This window comes from Flavobacterium nitrogenifigens, assembly GCF_003254565.1.
Taxonomy (GTDB): domain Bacteria; phylum Bacteroidota; class Bacteroidia; order Flavobacteriales; family Flavobacteriaceae; genus Flavobacterium; species Flavobacterium nitrogenifigens.
Genome location: NZ_QJRI01000047.1, coordinates 1 through 277, shown reverse-complemented (window position 1 = coordinate 277; position 277 = coordinate 1). Strand labels below are relative to the sequence as shown.

Genomic DNA, 277 nt, shown 5'->3' with positions numbered 1-277 from the left:
CGGCATCTATCACCGGACACAAATTGATTTAACCTATAATTCAAATAAAATTGAAGGAAGCAGGCTGACTCATGACCAGACAAGATATATTTTTGAAACCAATACCATTGGAGCATCCAAAGAAAGTGTCAGTGTAGATGACATTATTGAAACTTCCAATCACTTTCGATGCATCAATTTTATTATTGAAAAAGCAAATAATAAGCTCACAGAATCCATTATAAAAGAACTCCATTTTTTATTAAAGTCCGGAACTTCCGATAGCGGAAAAGATTGG

General features: G+C 33.9%; 1 pseudogene. It reads left to right on the top strand.

The features are described 5' to 3' along the window. Positions 1-277: pseudogene (locus DM397_RS00200) on the top strand (cell filamentation protein Fic); the annotation flags it as partial.